The following is a 19,266-nucleotide window of genomic DNA, read 5'->3' as shown; positions in this document are numbered from 1 at the left end:
CCTAATAATCCAAGATGAATTCAAAAACCCAAAAAGAAACGACCATAAAAATACCGTCGAAAACGACCAGTAACTTGATCCAATCGACATACATCGAGAGAGGATCGCCGCTGAACACGCCGCGGGTCGCTTCGACCGCGCCGATAAAGATCGGGACCGCCATCGGCAGGAGGAGGATCGGAAACATCACCTCCCGCGCGCGGATCTGAACGGTCAAAGCGGAGAAGAGGGTGCCTAAGGCGGAAAGACCGATCGTGGCCGCCACGAATATTAGCAGAATCATCGGAATTTTTTCAAGTACGTCCAGATTGAAGAAAAGAATAAACAATGGGAAGAGGATAATTTCCACAATCAACATAAAGAGGACGTTCCCTGAAAACTTACCTAGATAAATCGCCCCCTTCGGCGCCGGAACGATTTGGAAATATTCCATACAGTCATTGTGGACCTCCGCCAGGAATGACTTTCCGAGGCCGATGATTCCGGTGAAGCCGAAGGCGATCCAGATGATCCCCGGCATCAGCTCATGGGTGGACTTCGGATCGAGCGAAAAGCTGAAACTGAAGATCAGGATGACGATCAGGGCGAAAAAGAACATCGAAGAGATGTTCTCGCGATTGCGCAGCTCGCTTAAGAGATCTTTCCAGGCGATCCACTTTATGACATTAAAAAAGTGCATGGGCCGTCAACAATTCATTTACTGCCAGTTCGCGCAGCTCCCCTCGGTTCAAGACGCCGGCGCGATGGGCCACTTCCGCTGTTTTGGCCCGATCATGCGCGGTGATGAGGACGGTCGTCCCCTCCCGGGTAACCTCTCGAATATAGGCATTCATCATATCGACCCCCCGCTCGTCGAGCGAGGCATACGCTTCATCTAAAAGGAGGACGCTGGGCCGGGCGAGCATCGCCTTGGCAATGGAGAGGCGTTTTTTCATTCCCGCGGAAAGATGCCGGCTTTTGAGGGAGCCGAATGCGCCGATCCCGACACGGTCGAGAGCCCGTTTGATCTCAGGACCGGTCGGCTCCGCCCCGCGAAGGCCGATCGCAAACCGGATATTCTCTAAGACGCTGAGATCATCGTAAAGGTAGGATCCGTGGCTGATTAAAAAAAGGGCCTCCCGGACCTTCATTTTCTCCCGGAGCCCGTCGTGTCCGCAGATCTCGAATCGCCCGCTCGTCGGACGATGGAGTGTCGCCAGAATTCTCAGGAGGGTCGTTTTTCCCGCGCCGTTCGGTCCAAACAGGGCGTAACACTCGCCCTCCTTCACCTCAAATGAAACCCGATTCAGAACCTGGAAATACTGGAAAGACTTACTCAGCTCTATTCCTTGGATGGCTGCCATTCTACAGTTAAGTCCGTCTCTCCCCGTTTATTTCAGAGGTTAAAACAGGCGGAGAAACCGATCCACGCGCCTGTAAAGTGCTGAATCTTAGCATGGTTGAAGAGAGGGGTCAAGCAGCGGGAAGCCTCCGGAAAAACAAGCGCCGGCACCCATGTCAAGGGGGGAATTTCCACCCCTTCTTTTTCCGGAGGGGCCGTTTCAGTTACTCTATCATTAAATAACAAATCTATTGACGGCTACGCCGACAGGGAGTAATCTTCCAGCCATTCGTCTATAAAATTATCCACAGCCGCAGCCGCCGGAATGGGAATGACCGGTGGAGGGAGGCGAGGAGGAAGTTTCGGTATTGGCTTTGGAGGCGAAGGTCGAAAAGAGCCGACGGCTCTTCCGCTTGCCGCAATGGGGGCAAAGGGTCTCTTCCGCTTTGGCAGAAAGGGACTGCAACAGGGTAAACTGTTCTTTACATTCTAAGCAGGCATATTCGTAAATCGGCACGGTTTCCTCCAGAGATCGTTCTGACCGATAGTGATATCACACTGCGTCGATCGTTTTCAAGGGAATCGAAGCCCTCTTCGGGAAACAAGAAATGCGGACGCTCTCCCTGGCTTTCATTTTCGTCTTGGCGTCGATCGCTCCGGTTCAAACCGCCCTTCTGGAAGAAAAGACCGCGAAAATCGTCCCCGCCGGGACGATCGTTCCCCAGCCTGTCCCTCCTGAAACTTTCTCGGAAAAACCGACGCCCGTCTCGCTTCGGATCATCAACCAGCGAAAAAACCCGATCTATCTCCAGGGTCTACGCCAGGACGGGGAACGAATTCAGATCTTCCTCTATCATCGCGAAGGAACCAGAGGGTGGAAACCCTTTTTTGAATTCCTTCCCTGCGACCTTCCCACCTGCCGCGGCCTCCATGCCCCCCGAAAAAGTTGCCCAAAACCGATCCCGTTCGTGATTGCCCTCGGTCCGTCCGGAAGCGCCGACTCGTTTAAAGAGGTCCCTTGGAACGGACTCCTCTATGAGCGGAGCGAGGCAACCCGAGAAGACCGAAAACACCGTTATTGTTATAAAGGAAAAGTTCCGAAAACAGGACGGATGAGGGTTGAGATTGAATTTTCCGAGACCCTTCAGAAGGAGAGCGAGAAAAGCGGAATCATCGGCGGACGGGATCACGCCGTCTTCGAATTCGACCTTCCTCCCTCCCGTCCAAGCTACGAGATCGTGATTGAAGGCAGGGGTAATCCCTGAATGGCCCCTACAGCCCGTCGGCCCCGACGACAACCGTCCAAAAGGGAACAGGCGCGGCACTTTTCCCGATCCCGTTCGATCGGACAGGCCCCTGAAATCCCCAGATGACAGAGACCGAAATCGTATTTGAGCGGATCGAGTGGATCGAACGCCTTTAGACTTTGCGTAATCTCCTTCGCCATCTTCCAGTCGGGGCTCTTTCGCCGTGTCAGACCCAGGTAGCGGGAAATGCGGACGATATGGGTGTCGAGCGGGATGATCAGCTTGCCCGGCGGGACCTCCCTCCAGAGGCCGAAATCGATCCCATCGCTCGGACGAACCATCCATCGCAGATAAAGATTCATCCGCTTGCAAGCGCTCCCCTGGGCGGGGGAAGAGAGGAGTTGGCGGAGGCCGTCGGGAATCCCTTTTTTGCCGTAGACCGGTCGGGAATCGATCGAAGAGACAATCCCGATAAACCGAGAGAGGGTGGGACCGAGGTCTTCTTCCTCTTCCCGGTAGAGCGACCGGAAAAGCGCCCCGACCGACCCAAACCGCTGGACGACCCGGCTCATCATGTAAATGAAGCAGAAGAGATCATCGGTTGAGTTGAGCCGGTAATAAATTCCCTTGAAACGGGGACGCTCGCGAACCGGATCGAACCGGGCCAGATAAGAATACGGCCGTCCCTCCATCAAGGCCAAAATCTTCTCCACCGCCGCCTTGAAGAGATCAACCCGGCCATACGCGAGCGCCGCGGCCAGCCAGCCGACCAGCTCGATCTCCCTCGGGTCGGTATAGCGGTGCGGAAGCTCCACCGGATCGGCTTTGATCCGCTCGGCATGAGGATGACTTTGGAAAAACGATTTAATCAGGGGCGCCAGTCGCTCTTTTTGCTTGGACGTCATCAATTGAAGCTACCCTTCGCCGGAACGGCTATCAATGAAGATCAGAATATTCCCGCTTCTTTCTGAAGCCACCGGATATAGCCGATAATCTCGTTGACCTCCTCCGGCTGAACCGCTTCGATTTTCGGCATATCTCCGAAATTCCAGTGATGGGCGCGGACCCCTCTTTGGGGCGCGAGTTGAAACGCAGCGTCGCCGTGATGACTCGGCTCATAGATTTTCGAAAGGAAAGTCGGTCCCCGGTTGGTTCCCTTGGCCCCTTCCCCGTGGCATCGCGCGCAGTGGCTATTGAATAGCGCCTCTCCCTTGGCGAGCTCGGCCGGCGCTTTCGGCGCCGGACCCGATGGGAACGATTTCGACTCGCTGCAGCCGACCCAGAGGAAAGCCGCCAGCAGCGACACAAAGAGGATTCTCTTCATTCTTTTCTCCAAGTAAATAACAGGTCGGCGCTATCATATCGATCCGCCGCGGCGCTGTCAAACCGGGAGGCGGTCCCGTTAAAATAGATCAGGTCGCGTTTGGAATAAGACGTCTCAGACTTGACTCCCCCGCGCCGCACCGATATGATCGTAATCATTTAGATCGAAAGGAATTCGGAACATGCAGCTAAAAGATCGCTCTTCCCTCTCTCAGAATGCGATCACCGTTCTGGAAAAGCGATATCTTAAAAGGGACCCGGAGGGCCGCCTGATCGAAACCCCGGAGGAGATGTTCCGCCGGGTAGCCAACAACATTGCCGAGGCCGACCGGCGGTATCGATCCCCTTCTCAAGCGGCGGAAACCGCCGAAATCTTCTACGAACTTCTCTCGTCTCTCGCGTTTCTTCCGAACTCCCCCACGCTGATGAATGCCGGAAGAGAGTTGCAGCAGCTCTCCGCCTGTTTCGTCATCCCGGTCGAAGACTCGCTCGAATCGATCTTTGAAGCGATCAAGGATACCGCCTTGATTCATCAGAGCGGGGGGGGAACCGGCTTTTCCTTCACGCGGCTTCGGCCGCAGAACGATCGGGTCCTCTCGACCTCGGGGATCGCCTCCGGACCGGTCTCCTTTATGAAGGTCTTCAACATGGCGACGGAAGTGATCAAGCAGGGGGGGGCCCGGCGGGGGGCCAATATGGGGATCCTCCGCGTCGACCATCCCGACATCCTCGATTTCATCACGATCAAGGAGGACCCCCGGGAGATGGTGAACTTCAATCTCTCGGTCGCCGTGACCGATCTGTTCATGGAAGCGCTCCAGAAAGACGAAGCCTACCCGCTCGTCAGCCCACGGACGGGGAAAGAAGTGCGCCGGCTCCCGGCCCGAATGGTCTTCAATCAGATCGTTCAGGCCGCCTGGAAGAGCGGAGATCCCGGAATCATTTTTATCGACCGGATCAACCGGGATAATCCGACGCCGGCGCTCGGGAACTTCGAGTCGACCAACCCCTGCGGAGAACAACCGCTTCTCCCGAACGAGTCGTGTAATCTCGGCTCGGTGAACCTCGTCAAGATGCTCTCCCACAAAAGAGAGATCGACTACCCGAAGTTAAAGGAGACCGTCTGGAAGGGGGTTCACTTCCTCGACAATGTGATCGATCAAAACCAATATCCCCTTCCCCAGATCGCCGAGGCGACCCATCGGACCCGAAAGATCGGGCTGGGGGTGATGGGGTTCGCCGACCTGCTGACGGAGTTGAGCATTCCCTACGACAGCGACGAAGCGCTTCGGTTCGCGGAGGAGATCATGTCTTTTATCCGGAGGGAAGCGCGAGAAGCCTCCGCGGCGATTGCGAAGGAACGGGGCGTCTTCCCGGCTTACGATCAGAGCATTTATCCTCGCCAAGGAATCCGGTTGCGGAACGCGACCACGACGACGATCGCTCCGACCGGAACCTTGAGCGTCATCGCAGACTGCTCCAGCGGAATCGAGCCGCTGTATGCCCTCTCCTACCATCGCCGGGTTCTGGGAGGGGTTCGGCTTCCTGAATTAAACGCCCGCTTCGTGGAGGCGGCCCGCCGCGGAGGCTTCTATTCCGAGGCGCTCATCGCCCGGGTCGCCGCGACCGGATCGGTACGGGGGATGGCCGAGGTCCCGGAAGAGATTCAACGCATTTTCGTGACCTCCCATGATCTCGCTCCTGAATTTCACATTCGAATGCAGGCGGCCTTTCAGAAGCACACCGACAACGCGGTCTCCAAGACGGTCAATTTCCCCAGAGAGGCCACCCCTCAAGATGTCGAGAAGGCTTTTCTTCTCGCCTATCGCGAAGGGTGCAAAGGGGTCACGATTTACCGGGACATGAGCCGAGACGAGCAGGTTCTCGCCTGTGCACAAAGCGACTACTGCTGACCCGTTTGTATGTGGGGGCCCGTGCGGTTCCTGCTGCGCAGGAATCCTCCGATGCCCCCACACCCCTGGCGCTCCCGCTGGCAAAGCCAGTCGCTTGCTTTGCACTGATGACCCGTCAAATCAAAAGCCGCCTTGACAAGCCGGGTTCGATTCTTTATCTTTTCCCTCCAGTGTGAGGGAAATGATCATCGAGCTACGGGTCTGTCTGCTGGGGAGCGGAAGCGGGGGAAACACCGCCTACATCGGCCACCCCGACAACGGGAAGAAAGAGGGAGAAGGCGTCTTGATCGATGCCGGTCTTCCCGCAGGGCAGATCGTCTCCCGCCTTCGCGCCATTCAGGTCGATATCCGCCAGATCAAGGCGGTCCTCATTACCCATGAACATCACGATCATCTTCACGGGGCCGGTCCTCTCGCCTTGAAGTACAATATCCCGATCTACGCCAATGAAGAAACCCGCCGGGCCGCCAAGAGCCTCAGAAAACTCCCGATGTCGATTCATCTGTTTGAAACCGGGTCTTCCTTCTCGGTCGGTCCTTTCCAGATCCATCCCTTTCCGATTTCTCACGATGCCGCCGATCCGGTCGGTTATACGGTCCAGACCGACCGGCATAAAGTCGGCATGGTCACCGACCTCGGTTGTTTGACCCCCTCTTTGGATGCGATGAAAGAATGTGATCTCCTCATCCTTGAATCGAATTATGATCCCCACTTGTTGCTCAACGGGCCCTACCCGCTTCACATCAAGAAGCGGGTCGCCGGCGACCGGGGTCATCTCTCGAACGAGGATTCCAGCACGCTGCTCCGATCGCTTCTCCACCCCAAATTAAGAACCCTCTTTCTGGCCCATTTGAGCTGGAAGAACAATCTTCCTCATCTCGCCTACCAGGCTGCGGAATCGGTGTTGAAAGAAACCGGCGACGCGGTTCAACTTCACCTCGGCTGGCAGGACTTCATCAGCCCGGTGGCCACCCTGGCGTAAGCCCTCCGCGTTCGAACTGTTTCGGCCAAACCCTGCTTCTATCCCTGCATCCAGGAGAGTAATATCCTGGGAAAGAATGATTTTCAATCGATAAACCAGGCAGATTCCTTGACAGGAAAAAGATCCTATGGTAGCTTTTGGTCGTTTTTTCCGTCCTTGAAATCTGGACTTCGTACCCCCAAGAACCGGAGGCGAGATGCCCCGAAGAGTGCTCCTCATCGATGATAATCTGGCCGTCCAAAAGCTGGTCGAGCTGACCCTCCGAAAAGAGGGTTACGATGTCACCTCCATCGACAACGGCCTCTCCGCCCTCGATCTTGCATTTAAAAATCAGCCCGATTTGATCCTCGCCGACTATAATCTCGAGGGGATGAACATATTTAATTTCGTTCAAAAGATACGGCAGCGCGGAAGCCTCGTCGAAACCCCGATCATCCTTTTGATCAACTCCACTGAAAGTTACGATCCCGCGCAGCTTCAATCCGCGGGAATTCAGGCCTTCTTGAAAAAACCGATCGATTCGAGAGAGCTGATTCAGGAGGCCAAACGGCAGACCGGAACCGCCGAGGCGGTCATGGTCGATCTCAACGCTTCCGGAAAAAAGGAAGGATCGACTCTTTCGGAACATTTCTCAAATCCGGGAGGTGACGCCGTTAAGATCGAAGAGCTGCTCGGCTGGTCGAGCCCGGGAAGCCTGCCGGAGGAGCCGGAAGGGATCGTTCCGGCGGGACAGACCTTTATAGAGTCCGCTCCTCCCGCGTCAGACGAACCGAAGGCCTCCTCCGAAGAGATGGGAGAAGAAACACAGTTTTTCACCGATCCGGTCGTTCCTCAGCCGGCTGCGGCGCCGACGGAATCGGCCAAGGCTTTCGATGAGCCGTCTCTGGAAGAAACCCGCTATTTTCAAGAGCCCCCTCCCCCCGCATCGACAGAGGAACCCTCTCTAGAAGAGCCGTCTATCTTGGAGAGCTCCCTTCCGCAGATCGATGTCCCCTCCCTGGAAGAATCGCTTCAAACGAACAATGAGGAGGTGGAGATGCATGTACCGCTGGTTCCGCCGATGGCCGATCCCTCCTCTTCTTCGGAGGAAATCTCTCGGACGGCCGCCGCGTCTTCCGCCGCTCCGATCGATCCGGCAGAGGTGAACGAACTGATTCGGAAGAACGTCCTGGAGATTGTCGAGAAGGTCGTCTGGGAAGTGCTTCCAGGCATGCTCCAGGCCGCCCTGCCGAAGGCGGAATTAAAAGAAATTATCGAGAAGGTCGCCTGGGAAGTCCTTCCTTCCCTTGCAGAAGTCGAGATTAAAAAAGAGATCAAGCGCCTTCAGGAAGAGGAGAAGTAACTCCTCGCCTCCTCCCGTTTATCGCAGACCAAACTCCTTTCAAAACGCTCCCGTCGCCCAAGTAAATGGAGAGAAAAGCGGCTGGAATTTCTATTTGACGCACTTTTTTTTCTTTGTTATACTGTTTCGCTAATTGCTTTTACAAAGGGACCGAAGCAATGGCGATAGAAAGGAACAATCGGATGAAAACGAAGAAAAAAGAACGGGTGACAAATCCCTATGAGGAGATCAAGAAGGATCTCGAGAAGCAAAAGGAAGCGTTGCTGGCCGATGCCGGCGTGATTCTCGGAAGCGGTCTGAATCAGGGGAATGAAACGTTGACCGATCTGGGCGATCAAGCCTCCGCGGAAGCGGATCAAAACTTTATCCTCCGGCTTCGTGAGCGCGAGCAGAAGCTCTTAAAGAAGATCGACGAGGCGATCGATCGGATCAACGAAGGAACGTTCGGCGTCTGCGAATCGTGCGGCGGCCAGATCTCGGTAAAACGGCTGAAAGCGCGCCCCGTCACAACCCTTTGCATCGATTGTAAAACCAAACAAGAGGCGGAAGAAAAAATCAGGCAGTAGAAAAGTCCTCCCCTTGAAAATTATCGAGCGGGCCGATTCCATCTCCTTCCGCGCAACCGTTCCGGAATAGCCGATCATGAAGGGAATGGGAGGCTGCTTTCTTGTTTTCCTCGGACTTTTCGGACTCTTTTTTTCTATTATACTTGCCTTCACCTTTTATCTGCTCCCCCTCGCCTTTCTCTTTTTTATCGGCTCCCTCCTCCTTATCTCTTTTGCGCTCGGACCGGTCAGGGATGAGAAAAAGAAAAGTGTCCGAGAAGAGAAGACCGACCATCAAAACAACACAGATGAAGAAGCGCCATGACTGAGATCGGACTTTGGATTCAAACAGACCAGGGGGAGTCTCTTCTTATCAAAAAAGATCCCAACGGCTATCCCGATCTGGTCTCGCTCTCCCCCGATCTTCCGCTGGCCGACTTTCAGGCGAAAAAAGAAAAAGCGAAAATTCTTTACGAGCAGTTGACCGGGAAAAGCTACCCCCACGCACACGCCACCACGCGTCAAGTCTTATGGGATTTTCTCGAAGTCGCCATTCAACACCTTCCATGACCGATAAAAAAATTGGCTCGGCAGAGAAACCTTCTCGCCCATCGGAAACTTGACACCATCGAATGATGCGATACACTAAAATTTGTGATAAAAAAGCATTACAATACGATCTTCACCTCGGTCCTCCTCCTTTTTTTCGCCGGATGTTTTTCCAAGCCAACACCGATCGATAACGAAAACCATCTTTTCAAATCGAACGAAGCCGGAATTTTAATCGCCTTCCCCCCGCAATGGCATCTCTCCGCCCCGGAAAATACGCTGTTCGTCGGAAAGTTAAAACCGAACGGAACGGAGATCGCCCGCTTGACCGGGATTTTCTTGCCGGACATTCCTTCACTGGAAAACTACCGAAAAATCGAGGCGGCGCTCCCGCTTCCCCAGCGGCTTCAAAAGTTTATCCGGAATGAGCTCTCCCACTTTCAGGAAATCTCCTCCCGAGAGATCGAAAGAAAAGGAGAAACCTGGAGAGAATTGGTCTGGATGGGCCAAAGAGAGGGTCTCCCCAAAATTTTTCATTCGTACACTGTTTCGGTTGGACTGAATTTGGTCCAACTTCACTTTGAGCTTCCGGCCCCTTTTTATGAAAACCAGCAGCAAATGATCGATGACATCCTCGACGGCGTGACCCCCCTCCCAAGGCAAACGCCGTCCGATGATGAATATGCGCGGGCCTATCGCGGGGTGGGAGATTTGTACAGGGTGAAAGAATTATGGAGAGATGCGATTGAATCGTATCGGGAGGCCCTTTCCAAAAAGCCCCGTGACCCGAATCTTCATGTCCTTCTCGGAGAGAGCTATTTAAAGAATGGAGAAACCGACCCCGCCCTCGAATCGTTTCAAGCGGCGATCCGATTGACCTCTCAGAGCGCGCGGGCCTATGAGGGGTTGGCCGACGTTTACTTTAAAAAGGGGGCGACAAATGAAGGGATCTCCGCCATCAAACGGGCGTTGGTCCTTTCCCCCGGTCATATCGGGCTATACGTAAAGCTGGGAGAAGCCTACTTGAAGCAGGGCCGGACGCAAGAATCGATTAACACATTCCATAAGCTTCTCCGCAGGAAGGCCGACTCGGCGGACGGCCATCTGGGATTGGGCAAAGCCTATCTTGCGGTCGATCTCTATGAACAGGCGGTTCTTGAGCTGGAGCAAACGCTCAAGCTCAATCCTCAATTAAACGAGCCCCATTGTCTTCTCGCAGAGGCGTTCACCCACCTCGAATCGACGGCCGATGCCGAGCGGGAGAAAAACCGCTGCAAGCAGCCGGATGCGCCGGCCGCCTCTTAGCAGCGTCCCAAGAGTTACCTTCCCCCCATCCCCGTTTGATTCTCCCGATATTCCTCCTTCACTTCCGGAATCCATTCGGCAATCTGCTCGACACGGGTCTCGTCGCTCGGATGGGTGGAGAGAAACTCGGGCGCTTTCTCTTTCTCGATCTTCGACATCCGCTCCCAAAATTGAAGCGCCTCCTCGGGATCGTAGCCGGCTTTTGCCATATAGGTCAGGCCGATCCGATCCGCTTCCGATTCCTGCTTTCGACTAAACGGCAGGATCACCCCCACCTGAGCCGCGGCGCCGTAAGCGGCAAGGAGCGCCTGCTTCATCTGCGGGTCTTGATTCTTCATGGCCAATCCGACATCGAGCGCCATCATTCCGAGCTGCGCCAGAAGCCCGGTCGACATCCGCTCGCCCCCGTGCCGCGCCGTCGCATGGGCCACCTCGTGCGCCATCACCGTCGCCAGCCCGGCCTCGTTCTGCGTGATCGGGAGGATTCCAGTATAGACGGCGACCTTCCCTCCCGGCAAGGCGAATGCGTTGACCTGGCTGTCATCTTCGATCAGATTAAACTCCCACTCATAATCGGGCTTATCCGCCGCCGCGGCGATCCGCTCGCCGATCCGCCGGACCATGGCCACTTTTTCAGGATCGTCCGAAAGTTTTGACTCGGACAAGATTTGCTGATACGCGGTGAGCCCCATCTGGATTTCTTGAGATTCCGGGACCAGGATCAACTGTTCCCGGTCGGTGACGGGAGTGCTCCGGCAGGCAACCAGGATCGAGAGGAGCACCAGAAGGATCATCTGTTTTTTAATTACATTCGCAAATTTCATAGAGACCACCCTGCTAGTTGATTTTTGCCAAGGATAAACAGTACTTTTATAGTAGCATAAGCAAAAGAGACGAATCAAAAAGCGTTCTATTGTCCATATGAATTCTGCCGAGGAGAAAAATGATATTCTCTAAAACCATGTTGATTCTGTTGCTGTTATTGACTCCATCCAAACCTTCGGCCATGGCGGGGGAGATCTTTCGATGGTTGGATGAAGACGGCACGCCACACTTTACCAACGTTCCTTCGAGAATCCCGCCGGCCTATCGGGAACATGCGGAGGTCCAGCCGCTTCCCGACCTGCCGGTGGTAAAATCGATCGCCCCCTTGGTATCCGTCCCACGTTCAGCGAATGTCGATCTGAACGGACATGATGAGCGTTGGTGGAAGAAGCGAATCCAAGAATGGCGGTCTCGAAAGGGTGAACTGATCAGGCAGCTGACGGAAGCGGAGAAAGCGCTCGGCCGGCTTCGATTCGAGAATAAGGCCGTTTTCTTCAGGGAGGCTGAAACCAACCGGCTTCTGCGGGAGATCGAAGCGATGAAACAGGAGATCCGGGAGGCCGAAGAGGCGCTTCAAACCGCGCTTCCGGAAGCGGCCAGAAAGGCCGGCGCACCGCCGGGATGGCTTCGATGAGAGGGATAAAGACTTTAAGGATTGGTAGGCGATGCTGGGATTGAACCAGCGGCCTCTTCCGTGTGAAGGAAGCGCTCTACCACTGAGCTAATCGCCCGATACCGAACGGGAAGCTCATATTTAACAAATTAGCCCCCCGCTGTCAACCGCTGAAAACCCGAATTCGATCGGACTACCCTTGCGGCGCGGCATGCCCCTTCTTCTTACGGCCTTCCTTGTCGGGAGGGCTCTTCCAGAGATAGTAAAGAGGAAAGAAGGTCAGGGGAAGATAACTCACCCCCATCCCGATCCAGGCGGCGATCTGGGCATAGGCTGCCTGGGGGGAAAGATAACGGATCAGCCAGGGGGAGCCGAGATCGAGAAAGGTGGCTCCAAAGGCGGCGGCGATAATTCCCAACCGTATCTTCTGCTGGATCGGAACGGCGGCGAAGAGATGGGCCAAGACCAAGAGAACGATCCCTTCGATGTAGGCATGGAAATGGGTGACTTCCAATAAAGTGAGAAACTCTTTCGGAAAGGCCATTTCATCCCCCCCTTCGTCTCCCCGATAATGGCGGACGATCTCCTGATAGCCGGGACCGACCCGGTAGACCGAAATCATGACGAAGGTTAAATGGCCGACGAAGGCGAAAACCAGAAAGAGGCTATAGATCCACCGGATCTCCAAAGAGGTCTGTTCAAGCCAAGTTCCTTTGCGTATAAAGTTTTTCAAGCAAGCTATCCTTTTTTATAAACCGCCTCAAAGATCGATAACGCTTTCCGGACGACGTAGGCGGCGGCGCGGGAGGAAAGGGTCGCGCCGCTGATCACCTGAATGTCTTGCCCGGGGCGTAAAGGATCCTCCACCGTTTTTCTGAGAAACTGCGCCATAAACCGCGGGTGACGGATCTCGGAGCCTTCGGATTCACGATAGATCAGGACTTCGGCCCCTTTGACCGTCCCGTCCGAATTGATCCCGATCAGAAAGGTGATCGGCCGCTCCTTTCCGATCGCTTCAAGACGAACGGCATACCCGACCGTCTCTTTTCCCTTCCGACCGATTTTGAAGAGAAATTTTTTATCCCTGAACCCCTTTCCGGTCAGATTTTGCGCCTTGGAGAGCTGGTCGGGGGAGAGATCGATCTCGTCCGCGTCGAAACGATCGGCCTCCGGCATCATCCTCCGGAGCGCCTCCTCTTCCTTCGCGTAGACGACGGTCGCCCGCGCCGGGAGAGGAACCATGAGGCCGATGAAGAATCCGGAGAGAAGCGTCAGAAACCTTCGACGGCTTGGTGAATAGGAGGCCTCGACCCGACGCCACTCCGTGGTGGCATGAAAGGAGACGTTCCCTTCGGAACTCTCGGCGACAAAAAGCCCCTCGGCACCTGAAAATCTTTTAAGAAGCGCGCTCCCCTCCCGTTCTCCCAGGATAAACCCGGCGGTGGAGAGGGCATCCGCTTCCATCGCACCGGGGGCGACCACGCTGACGGAGGCCATCCACGCGGCCGGAGCGCCCGTCCGCGGATCGATCAGATGGCTGAAGCGCCTCCCTTGAAAAACAAAAAATTTCTCATAATCTCCGGAGGTGGACAGGGCCTGATGACATAAAAAAAGGGTGCCGATCTCTTCTTTCTCCAGCCGCGGATGCCGAATCAAAACCGGCCACCCGCGTTGGCCCGGCGGCGACCCCAGCGCGAAGAGGGTGCTTCCGGAACTGATCAACGCTCGGGTGACCCCGAACGCTTTTAAAACATGCGCCGCCCGATCGATGGCATACCCTTTCCCGATCCCCCCGAGATTGAGTTCCATTCCCTCCTGCAAAAGTTCAAGCTCGCCGGAATCGAAATGGATCCGAACATGCTCGGAGCCGACCGAACGGCAGGCCGCGGCGATCTCTTCTCTCGAAGGGGGCTCTCCCCTTTCTTTTCCCGGACCAAACCCCCAGAGACGAACCAGGGGGCCTGCGGTGATGTCGAAGGCCCCCTGGCTTTCCTTGGCGTAACGGATCGACTCGGAGAGGAGATCCAAGACCTCCCTCGGAACCGAAATGAAACCTTTTTTGGAGAAGCGATTAACTCGGGAGAGGACGCTGTCCGGTTGATAAACACTCAACAGCCGCTCGATCCGACCGATTTCCAGAAAGGCCGCTTCGATCCCGTTCGAGCAGATCTCCTTCTCTCCATACGCCGTGATCTCGACGGGAGATCCCATCAAGTAGCGTATTCTTTTGTAATATCGATCCGTCAAAGATTAAAACATCCAACCGATGCCGAGATTGAACTGCCTGCTGTGATCGTTCGTTCCATCCTCCCGTCCCTGGAAGTCGGCCTTCGCGACGACCTGCGGATGGGGGAAATAAGCCAATCCCCCCGTCCAGACCGTCACGTCATTGGCCGGATCGGCTGTAAAACCGGTCGGAACCGCATCCTGCGTATTGAACTGCTCGTGGCGGACAAAAGGGACCAGTTCGTGGTTCCCGAGAACCAGGTGATACGCCAGTTCGGCATACCAGCCGTAAATTTGCTCCCCGACGGAGGCGCTGGAGCCGGCCGCGATTCCTTTCGCGGCGTTGAGGGCGGCGACATCGTCGATGTCGATCTGAGCATAAACCCCCCGCACCTCGAACCCTCCGAATCGGATCTGGGCGTCAGCCTCCAAAAGAAGAACGGCGACATCCGCCCCCGGAATCTTTCCTTGATCGGCCTCTCCGCGATAGGCCGAGGTTCCCAGCTTCAGCCCCGGAATCCCGGTATACTCCAGCCGGCCGACCACCGCCTTGTCTTGCGCGGGCGCATCGGCCGCCTTGTTTCTCCCCCCTCGGATGCCGTTGCTGGCGCTGAATCCCGTGGCGAAATTGGCCGTGCCGCCGAAGCCGGCCTGCGCATCAAGACCCGAGACGATGTAAACCTTATATCGAAGGCCGGGAACGACATTTCCCAAAAATCCGATTCCTCCTTCCGGCCAGGTGGTCGGAATCACCCTCGCCTCGACGTCGGGCCGCTCCACGCTGTAGAATGTGGGCGGTTCATGCACCTCGTTCATAAAACCGACCGGCAGCAGAAGACTTCCCGTGCGGATCGCCAACGCTTGATTTAAACGAAACTCGATATAGGCATATTCGACGTAGGGCTCCCGAAAGGCATGCTCTAAGTCGATCTCCCCGCGGAACGAGATCCAGTCGTTGAAATCATGACCGATTCCAATGACAAAACGGTGAAGCTCCAGTTTGGCTCCGACCCCTCCTCCCTGCGGTCTCCCGGAAACCGATTGCGTCCCCTCGTAATCGTTGTAATGAAGCTCCCCATATCCGTAGATCTTCGTCTGCGAGCCTTCACCCGGCTCCATCTCCATGGCCCAACCGGAAGAAACAAAAACAAACATCAACGCGAAAAACGGCCACACCCATTTCTTAAGCATCTCCAGGATCTCCTATTCGTGTTTTGTTTCGAATTCGGGCTCTGGCTCGCAAAGGATCTCTGGCCGCTGTCTGGACACCCCCCTGTGTCCAAGATCACAAATTTTTCTCTTAAATTTTTATGTTTTCAATATATTGCAGAAACGCGAGCGGCGCCCGAACTATAACGGATTACAGCCCGATGGGTGGTCGAATGTAATCTGGTGCCAAAAGATATCGGGATGGTTTTCTTCCAGGAAAGCCTGATCATCCCCGGAAAAAGGAATGAGGGCCACTCGTTTGCAGCGACGACACTTGAGCTCAATCCCCTCTTTTCTGACCTTGGCGACGAGACTGCCACAGAGACAACGCAAATCCTCCGGGGCTGTTTTCTCTTCATTCTTCGGCATATCCAGTTCTCTCTTTCCCTAAGAAGCAACCATACTCTTATTTCCAAACCTTCTTACTCGTGCTGCCTGTGAAGGAAATGCATGGAGAAATCGGAATCGACACGAAGCGCTTCAGGATCGCCCGTCTCGGCGCGATTATTCGGATCGGGAAGATCGCACGGCATGAAGCTCGTCCTTTCCCTTCCGGAGGGAGCTGTTCGACTTGGCGCAATCGGAGCAGAGTCCGTAGAGCTCCAGTTTATGGCTGTAGATGGTGAAGCGATGGGCCTTCGCCACTTTCTCCTGGAGCTTCTCGATGTCCATGTTTTCGAATTCGATGATCTTCTTGCATTGGGTGCAGACCAGATGATCATGGTGGTTGACGTTGTAGGTCAGTTCATACCGGGCATGGCCGTCTCCGAATTGCCGCTGCTCCGCCAAACCGCATTCGCAGAAAAGATTAAGGGTCCGGTAGATCGTCGCCAGCCCGATCGAGGCGTGCTTCTCCCTCATCATTCGGTATAACTCTTCGGCGGTAACGTGGCGTTCCGCCTCGATGAAGGCGCGCAAAATGGCGCTTCGCTCTTTGGTGACCTTCAAATGATGCTTCGCGATATGTTCTTGCAGCAGTGCTTCTTCCTTCATCTGGGTCCCTAATTGAGAATGATTATCAAATTCGTTCTCCATAGTAGAAGAGCGCTTTGTGGTTGTCAAGCTTTTTTTCAGAGGGCGATTCCCTTTTTCACGCATTTTTCACTCCATATGGATGATGGAACCCCTGTTTAAAGAATTCATCGTCCCTTTTAAACAAAACCGTGTGCGTCACCTTTAATTTAAGGTCCACTTTCGTTCGGTCGGCATAAACCGCAAGGGAATGCTGGCTGCTATGAAGAATCTGCCCGGAGGGGAGGGCAACGATGTAGCGGTTCTCCGATCCCTTGAATTGGCGGCCCAAAACCGTGGCCGCCCCCTCCGCCTGAGGGAGCAAATCGACATCGTCGGGACGGATCATCACCATCACCTCCGCCCCGTCGGGAAAGGTCGACACGTTCGGAAAGATCCCGATCTCGGTGAGAACCTTTCCGTTCTGAATGGCCCCGGGGATAAAATCGGCCTGCCCGACGAAATCGGCGATAAAAGGGGTGGACGGAATATGGTAGACCATCTCCGGGGTATCGCACTGCTCCAGACGGCCCGCGTTGAGGACGGCGACCTTATCGGCCATGGCGAACGCCTCTTCATGATCGTGCGTCACCAGGATGGCGGTGCTCCCGGTCCGGCGCAGAATCGCCGCCACCTCCATCCGCATCTGGGTTCGCATATCGGGATCGAGGTTGCTGAACGGCTCATCCAACATCAAGACGATCGGATTGGGCGCCAGCGCCCGCGCGAGGGCGACCCGCTGCTGCTGCCCCCCGGAGAGCTCATGAGGGTAGCGTTGAACCCAGGGGGTCAGGCCGACCTGATCGATGACCTCTTGGACCCGCTTCCTTCGAAGCTCCCGGCTCAAACCGCCGAGCCCGAAGGCGACGTTCTCTTCCACCGTCAGATGCGGGAAGAGCGCATAGTCCTGGAAGACCATCCCGACCCCCCGCTTTTCAGGAGAAAGGCACTGATGCGGCCGGCTTACTTCCTGGCCGTTTAGGAGAATGTTGCCCTGATCGGGCTTCTCAAAACCGGCGATCAAGCGAAGAAGGGTTGTTTTGCCGCTGCCGCTCGGCCCCAAGAGCGCCAGCACCTCTCCTTTCTCCACCCTGAAAGAAACATCGTAGACCGCCGGCATTTTCCCGCCCGGGTATGTCTTGGTGATCTGAGCCAGTTCGATGACAGTCATTCCGTTACGGTTCCCTGTTGGAATATCGGCTTAACAACAAAATCGGGATGAACCCGGCTAAGACCAGTGCGACGGCGGGGAGGGCCGCCCGCTCCCATTGGCCCTCGGAGGTCATCTCAAAAATCCGAACCGACAGCGTATCCCAGCCGAAAGGACGGGTCATCAATGTGATCGGCATCTCCTTCATCACATCGACAAACACCAACAGGGCGGCCGTGAGGAGCCCCCCGCGAAGCATCGGCAGATAAACTCTTCGAAGCAGGGGAACGCCGCTGACACCCAGGCAACGCGCGGTCTCATCCAAACTGGGCGTGATCCGGTTCATGGCGCTGTCGACGGCGCCGTGCGCGACGGCCAGAAAGCGGATCAGGTAAGCCAGGAGCATCGCGGCCAGCGTGCCGTTGAGGATAAATCCGATTTCTATTCCGAAAAGGGTTTGGATCCATTCGATCATTTGCTTATCGATCCAGATGAGGGGAATAAAAATGCCGACCGCGAGCACCGATCCGGGGAGGGCATAACCGAGGGTCGCCACCCGGACAGCGGTCCGCGTCATCAAATCGTTTCGCAGCCGATTTGCGGAAACGAGAATCAGCGCGCCGGCGCAGGTGAGCAGCGCCGCCGCTCCCCCCAAAAAAACGGAATGGCCGAGAAAGGAAAGATACCGGAGATCGAAATCTTGCTGAAATACACCGAAAGCCCAGACCGAGAGCTGACCGACCGGAATGATAAAAGCGATCCCCAGGACCGATATCGCATAAGCAAAGGCCAACCAGCCTCGCCCGCCCCGGAGTGGAATCCGATCGGCCACGCTGCTCCGTCCCGCGTGAGAAAACCGCCGACGGGAGCGAGAGCGCTGCTCGATGAGCAAGACGATGAAGACAATCAAGACCAGCAGCGAGGCGAGTTGCGCGGCGGCGGAGAGAGAGAAGAGTCCGAACCACGCCTTATAGATCGCCGTCGTAAAGGTATCGTAATTGAAAATGGAAACCGTGCCGAAGTCGGCCAAGGTCTCCATGAGAACCAACGCCAACCCCCCTGCGATCCAGGGCCGCGCCATCGGCAGCGCCACATGGAGAAACCCTCGGAGCCGACCCTGGCCGAGCGATTGCGCCGCCTCGATGGCGCGTCTTCCCTGTGTCAGAAAAGCATTGCGGGCCAACATGTAAACATAAGGATAGAGGGTCAGGGTCATCACGGCGATGACCCCTCCGGTCGATCGGATCTTCGGGAACCAAAGCGGCTCCGCGCCGAGCCACGATCGCAACTGCGTTTGAACCGGACCGGTAAAATCGAGCAGGCCGATGCCGACAAAAGCGACCACATAAGGGGGGAGAGAGAGGGGGAGCATCAAGGCCCAATCGAGCCATTTTCTTCCTGGAAAATCGCACGCCGCCGTCAGCCAGGCCAGACTCACGCCAAGGAAGGTGGTCCCTACCCCCACGCCCAGAAGGAGCCAAAAGGTATTGGCGAGAAGTGTGACCAGACTGGTCTGAACGAAGTGAAGCCAGACATCATTCGTCTCCGAGAAGACCGAAAAGAGGACGACCCCGAGCGGCGTCAAGACCAGACCGGCAATAGACAATGTCGCAACCTGCCAGCGATCGAGAAAGGCGCGCTGAAAGAAGCTTACCCCCCGCTCGAAAGGGACTTTCAATACATACGGTTTCATCATTCGGATCCG

At 55.6% G+C, this 19,266-nt stretch carries 21 protein-coding genes, 1 tRNA gene and 1 pseudogene; 9 read left to right on the top strand and 14 right to left on the bottom strand.

From position 1 onward, the window contains the following. Position 1: 1 nt before the first annotated feature. The 3 genes from MNODULE_RS18465 to MNODULE_RS18455 form a co-directional block, all read right to left on the bottom strand. Positions 2-679: a heme exporter protein CcmB gene (locus MNODULE_RS18465; RefSeq protein ID WP_168062651.1), complete on the bottom strand. Its 678-nt coding sequence runs from the start codon at positions 677-679 to the stop codon at positions 2-4. Continuing rightward, positions 666-1,343 (bottom strand): heme ABC exporter ATP-binding protein CcmA, encoded by a 678-nt coding sequence (gene ccmA / locus MNODULE_RS18460; RefSeq protein WP_168062650.1) that lies wholly within the window; start codon positions 1,341-1,343, stop codon positions 666-668. The genes MNODULE_RS18465 and ccmA overlap by 14 nt, the downstream gene beginning before the upstream one ends. Before the next feature lie 279 nt (positions 1,344-1,622). Continuing rightward, positions 1,623-1,838 carry an FmdB family zinc ribbon protein gene (locus tag MNODULE_RS18455; RefSeq protein ID WP_168062649.1) on the bottom strand — a complete coding sequence of 72 codons (216 nt, stop codon included), beginning with the start codon at positions 1,836-1,838 and terminating at the stop codon, positions 1,623-1,625. A 91-nt stretch (positions 1,839-1,929) separates the two neighbouring features. Between MNODULE_RS18455 and MNODULE_RS18450 the strand changes: the two genes are divergently transcribed. Further along, positions 1,930-2,586: a hypothetical protein gene (locus MNODULE_RS18450; RefSeq protein ID WP_168062648.1), complete on the top strand. Its 657-nt coding sequence runs from the start codon at positions 1,930-1,932 to the stop codon at positions 2,584-2,586. Here the strand turns inward: MNODULE_RS18450 and MNODULE_RS18445 are convergent. Further along, complete coding sequence (locus MNODULE_RS18445) at positions 2,550-3,473, bottom strand: TIGR02757 family protein (protein WP_168062647.1); 924 nt, start codon at positions 3,471-3,473, stop codon at positions 2,550-2,552. The two genes, MNODULE_RS18450 and MNODULE_RS18445, sit on opposite strands and share 37 nt — an antisense overlap. A gap of 41 nt (positions 3,474-3,514) precedes the next feature. After that, on the bottom strand, positions 3,515-3,892 hold the full coding sequence (locus tag MNODULE_RS18440) for a cytochrome c (RefSeq protein ID WP_168062646.1): 378 nt from the start codon (positions 3,890-3,892) through the stop codon (positions 3,515-3,517). A gap of 181 nt (positions 3,893-4,073) precedes the next feature. On the opposite strand from MNODULE_RS18440, the pseudogene MNODULE_RS18435 reads away from it, so the two are divergent. The 7 genes and pseudogenes from MNODULE_RS18435 to MNODULE_RS25305 all read left to right on the top strand — a co-directional run. Beyond that, a pseudogene (locus tag MNODULE_RS18435) lies at positions 4,074-5,777 on the top strand (vitamin B12-dependent ribonucleotide reductase); the annotation flags it as partial. Positions 5,778-5,985: 208 nt separating this feature from the next. Continuing rightward, positions 5,986-6,786: an MBL fold metallo-hydrolase gene (locus MNODULE_RS18430; RefSeq protein ID WP_168062644.1), complete on the top strand. Its 801-nt coding sequence runs from the start codon at positions 5,986-5,988 to the stop codon at positions 6,784-6,786. Positions 6,787-6,982: 196 nt separating this feature from the next. Continuing rightward, the gene (locus MNODULE_RS18425) at positions 6,983-8,128 is read left to right on the top strand and encodes a response regulator (protein WP_168062643.1); all 1,146 of its coding nucleotides are present in this window, start codon (positions 6,983-6,985) and stop codon (positions 8,126-8,128) included. Positions 8,129-8,310: 182 nt separating this feature from the next. Further along, on the top strand, positions 8,311-8,694 hold the full coding sequence (locus MNODULE_RS18420; RefSeq protein WP_168062642.1) for a TraR/DksA family transcriptional regulator: 384 nt from the start codon (positions 8,311-8,313) through the stop codon (positions 8,692-8,694). A 76-nt stretch (positions 8,695-8,770) separates the two neighbouring features. Further along, a complete protein-coding gene (locus tag MNODULE_RS18415; RefSeq protein ID WP_168062641.1) occupies positions 8,771-8,998 on the top strand; it encodes a hypothetical protein in 228 nt (75 codons plus the stop codon). Continuing rightward, positions 8,995-9,243, top strand: a complete 249-nt coding sequence (locus tag MNODULE_RS18410) for a hypothetical protein (RefSeq protein ID WP_168062640.1) — start codon at positions 8,995-8,997, stop codon at positions 9,241-9,243. The genes MNODULE_RS18415 and MNODULE_RS18410 overlap by 4 nt, the downstream gene beginning before the upstream one ends. Before the next feature lie 84 nt (positions 9,244-9,327). Further along, positions 9,328-10,527: a tetratricopeptide repeat protein gene (locus tag MNODULE_RS25305; RefSeq protein WP_168062639.1), complete on the top strand. Its 1,200-nt coding sequence runs from the start codon at positions 9,328-9,330 to the stop codon at positions 10,525-10,527. Between the two features lie 14 nt (positions 10,528-10,541). Here the strand turns inward: MNODULE_RS25305 and MNODULE_RS18400 are convergent, their stop codons facing one another. Continuing rightward, positions 10,542-11,351, bottom strand: a complete 810-nt coding sequence (locus tag MNODULE_RS18400; RefSeq protein WP_168062638.1) for a M48 family metallopeptidase — start codon at positions 11,349-11,351, stop codon at positions 10,542-10,544. Positions 11,352-11,470: 119 nt separating this feature from the next. Between MNODULE_RS18400 and MNODULE_RS18395 the strand changes: the two genes are divergently transcribed. After that, positions 11,471-11,986, top strand: a complete 516-nt coding sequence (locus tag MNODULE_RS18395; protein ID WP_168062637.1) for a DUF4124 domain-containing protein — start codon at positions 11,471-11,473, stop codon at positions 11,984-11,986. Positions 11,987-12,008: 22 nt separating this feature from the next. On the opposite strand, the gene MNODULE_RS18390 is transcribed toward MNODULE_RS18395, so the two are convergent. The 8 genes from MNODULE_RS18390 to MNODULE_RS18355 all read right to left on the bottom strand — a co-directional run bounded on the left by MNODULE_RS18390 (position 12,009) and on the right by MNODULE_RS18355 (position 19,257). Then, positions 12,009-12,083, bottom strand: a tRNA-Val gene (locus MNODULE_RS18390). 75 nt (positions 12,084-12,158) lie between these two features. Continuing rightward, a complete protein-coding gene (locus MNODULE_RS18385; protein ID WP_168062636.1) occupies positions 12,159-12,698 on the bottom strand; it encodes a hypothetical protein in 540 nt (179 codons plus the stop codon). Positions 12,699-12,703: 5 nt separating this feature from the next. Next, complete coding sequence (locus tag MNODULE_RS18380; RefSeq protein WP_238339653.1) at positions 12,704-14,176, bottom strand: FAD:protein FMN transferase; 1,473 nt, start codon at positions 14,174-14,176, stop codon at positions 12,704-12,706. A gap of 39 nt (positions 14,177-14,215) precedes the next feature. Beyond that, a complete protein-coding gene (locus MNODULE_RS18375; protein WP_168062634.1) occupies positions 14,216-15,382 on the bottom strand; it encodes a hypothetical protein in 1,167 nt (388 codons plus the stop codon). Between the two features lie 159 nt (positions 15,383-15,541). Then, positions 15,542-15,769: a hypothetical protein gene (locus tag MNODULE_RS18370; RefSeq protein ID WP_168062617.1), complete on the bottom strand. Its 228-nt coding sequence runs from the start codon at positions 15,767-15,769 to the stop codon at positions 15,542-15,544. A gap of 135 nt (positions 15,770-15,904) precedes the next feature. Then, the gene (locus tag MNODULE_RS18365; protein WP_168062633.1) at positions 15,905-16,393 is read right to left on the bottom strand and encodes a Fur family transcriptional regulator; all 489 of its coding nucleotides are present in this window, start codon (positions 16,391-16,393) and stop codon (positions 15,905-15,907) included. A gap of 97 nt (positions 16,394-16,490) precedes the next feature. Beyond that, positions 16,491-17,582 (bottom strand): ABC transporter ATP-binding protein, encoded by a 1,092-nt coding sequence (locus MNODULE_RS18360; protein WP_168062632.1) that lies wholly within the window; start codon positions 17,580-17,582, stop codon positions 16,491-16,493. A 4-nt stretch (positions 17,583-17,586) separates the two neighbouring features. Then, the gene (locus MNODULE_RS18355) at positions 17,587-19,257 is read right to left on the bottom strand and encodes an ABC transporter permease (protein ID WP_202882265.1); all 1,671 of its coding nucleotides are present in this window, start codon (positions 19,255-19,257) and stop codon (positions 17,587-17,589) included. Positions 19,258-19,266: the final 9 nt, after the last annotated feature.

This window comes from Candidatus Manganitrophus noduliformans (genome assembly GCF_012184425.1).
Lineage (GTDB): Bacteria > Nitrospirota > Nitrospiria > SBBL01 > Manganitrophaceae > Manganitrophus > Manganitrophus noduliformans.
The sequence above is the reverse complement of the archived record's forward strand: the minus strand, read 5'-3'. Positions and strand labels throughout refer to the sequence as shown.

What these genes read in the sequence shown, in the direction of transcription:
- MNODULE_RS18465 (WP_168062651.1), bottom strand. Translation starts at nt 679, where the DNA reads ATGCACTTTTTTAATGTCATAAAGTGGATCGCCTGGAAAGATCTCTTA.
- ccmA (WP_168062650.1), bottom strand. Translation starts at nt 1,343, where the DNA reads ATGGCAGCCATCCAAGGAATAGAGCTGAGTAAGTCTTTCCAGTATTTC.
- MNODULE_RS18450 (WP_168062648.1), top strand. Translation starts at nt 1,930, where the DNA reads ATGCGGACGCTCTCCCTGGCTTTCATTTTCGTCTTGGCGTCGATCGCT.
- MNODULE_RS18445 (WP_168062647.1), bottom strand. Translation starts at nt 3,473, where the DNA reads ATGACGTCCAAGCAAAAAGAGCGACTGGCGCCCCTGATTAAATCGTTT.
- MNODULE_RS18440 (WP_168062646.1), bottom strand. Translation starts at nt 3,892, where the DNA reads ATGAAGAGAATCCTCTTTGTGTCGCTGCTGGCGGCTTTCCTCTGGGTC.
- MNODULE_RS18430 (WP_168062644.1), top strand. Translation starts at nt 5,986, where the DNA reads ATGATCATCGAGCTACGGGTCTGTCTGCTGGGGAGCGGAAGCGGGGGA.
- MNODULE_RS18425 (WP_168062643.1), top strand. Translation starts at nt 6,983, where the DNA reads ATGCCCCGAAGAGTGCTCCTCATCGATGATAATCTGGCCGTCCAAAAG.
- MNODULE_RS18420 (WP_168062642.1), top strand. Translation starts at nt 8,311, where the DNA reads ATGAAAACGAAGAAAAAAGAACGGGTGACAAATCCCTATGAGGAGATC.
- MNODULE_RS18415 (WP_168062641.1), top strand. Translation starts at nt 8,771, where the DNA reads ATGAAGGGAATGGGAGGCTGCTTTCTTGTTTTCCTCGGACTTTTCGGA.
- MNODULE_RS18410 (WP_168062640.1), top strand. Translation starts at nt 8,995, where the DNA reads ATGACTGAGATCGGACTTTGGATTCAAACAGACCAGGGGGAGTCTCTT.
- MNODULE_RS18400 (WP_168062638.1), bottom strand. Translation starts at nt 11,351, where the DNA reads ATGAAATTTGCGAATGTAATTAAAAAACAGATGATCCTTCTGGTGCTC.
- MNODULE_RS18395 (WP_168062637.1), top strand. Translation starts at nt 11,471, where the DNA reads ATGATATTCTCTAAAACCATGTTGATTCTGTTGCTGTTATTGACTCCA.
- MNODULE_RS18380 (WP_238339653.1), bottom strand. Translation starts at nt 14,176, where the DNA reads ATGGGATCTCCCGTCGAGATCACGGCGTATGGAGAGAAGGAGATCTGC.
- MNODULE_RS18375 (WP_168062634.1), bottom strand. Translation starts at nt 15,382, where the DNA reads ATGCTTAAGAAATGGGTGTGGCCGTTTTTCGCGTTGATGTTTGTTTTT.
- MNODULE_RS18370 (WP_168062617.1), bottom strand. Translation starts at nt 15,769, where the DNA reads ATGCCGAAGAATGAAGAGAAAACAGCCCCGGAGGATTTGCGTTGTCTC.
- MNODULE_RS18365 (WP_168062633.1), bottom strand. Translation starts at nt 16,393, where the DNA reads ATGAAGGAAGAAGCACTGCTGCAAGAACATATCGCGAAGCATCATTTG.
- MNODULE_RS18360 (WP_168062632.1), bottom strand. Translation starts at nt 17,582, where the DNA reads ATGACTGTCATCGAACTGGCTCAGATCACCAAGACATACCCGGGCGGG.
- MNODULE_RS18355 (WP_202882265.1), bottom strand. Translation starts at nt 19,257, where the DNA reads ATGATGAAACCGTATGTATTGAAAGTCCCTTTCGAGCGGGGGGTAAGC.